1 protein-coding gene and 1 pseudogene are annotated in these 628 nt (G+C 35.4%); both read left to right on the top strand.

The genetic code is table 11. From position 1 onward, the window contains the following. A partial coding sequence (locus AMN78_RS01110) for an ATP-binding cassette domain-containing protein (protein ID WP_143323155.1) occupies positions 1-432 on the top strand: 432 nt, incomplete at its 5' end. Continuing rightward, positions 429-628: pseudogene (locus AMN78_RS01105) on the top strand (AzlC family ABC transporter permease); the annotation flags it as partial. The gene AMN78_RS01110 and the pseudogene AMN78_RS01105, both read left to right, overlap by 4 nt.

Below are 628 nucleotides of genomic sequence, written 5' to 3'. Positions count from 1 at the left end.
GTTGAGGAAAATCTTTTAATGGGTGGATACATTAAAGATAAACAGGACGAAGCTTATGAGGAAGCTGAGAGAATTTTTCAAAAATATGAGAGATTAAGAAATAGAAGAAATCAACCTGCAAAAGTTTTATCAGGTGGTGAGAGAAGATTATTAGAAATTTCAAGAGCCTTAGTTATGAAGCCATCAGTTTTACTAGTAGATGAACCATCAATTGGTTTGGAACCAAAATATATAAATATGGTTTTTGAAATTTTAGAAGATCTTCAAAAAGCAGAGAAGAAAACAATAATACTTGTAGAGCAAAACGCAAAAAAAGGATTAGAGTTTGCAGATATAGGTTACGTTTTAGTGTCCGGCCAAACAGCTATTGCGGGCAAAGGGGATGATCTTTTAAAAAATCCAGACGTAGGAAGATTATTCCTAGGTGGATGATTAATTCACAAGCTTTCTTAACAGGTTTAAAATCTTTAAAAGGTGCCAGAAGTCCAGCTTTGCCCTTAGCTGCTTGCTTTGTTGCTCTAGGAGCTTTGTTTAAAGATGCAGGCTTTAACATTCAACAAAGTGCTGCCTCCAGTTTATTTACTTACGCACTACCCGGTCAATTAGTGATGGCGGAGTCATTATTATT

Origin of the sequence: Candidatus Pelagibacter communis, from assembly GCF_001179945.1 — a bacterium.
Taxonomy (GTDB): Bacteria; Pseudomonadota; Alphaproteobacteria; order Pelagibacterales; family Pelagibacteraceae; genus Pelagilacustribacter; species Pelagilacustribacter ubique_A.
Note: the sequence above shows the minus strand (reverse complement) of the source record. Positions and strands in the feature narration are given on the sequence as shown.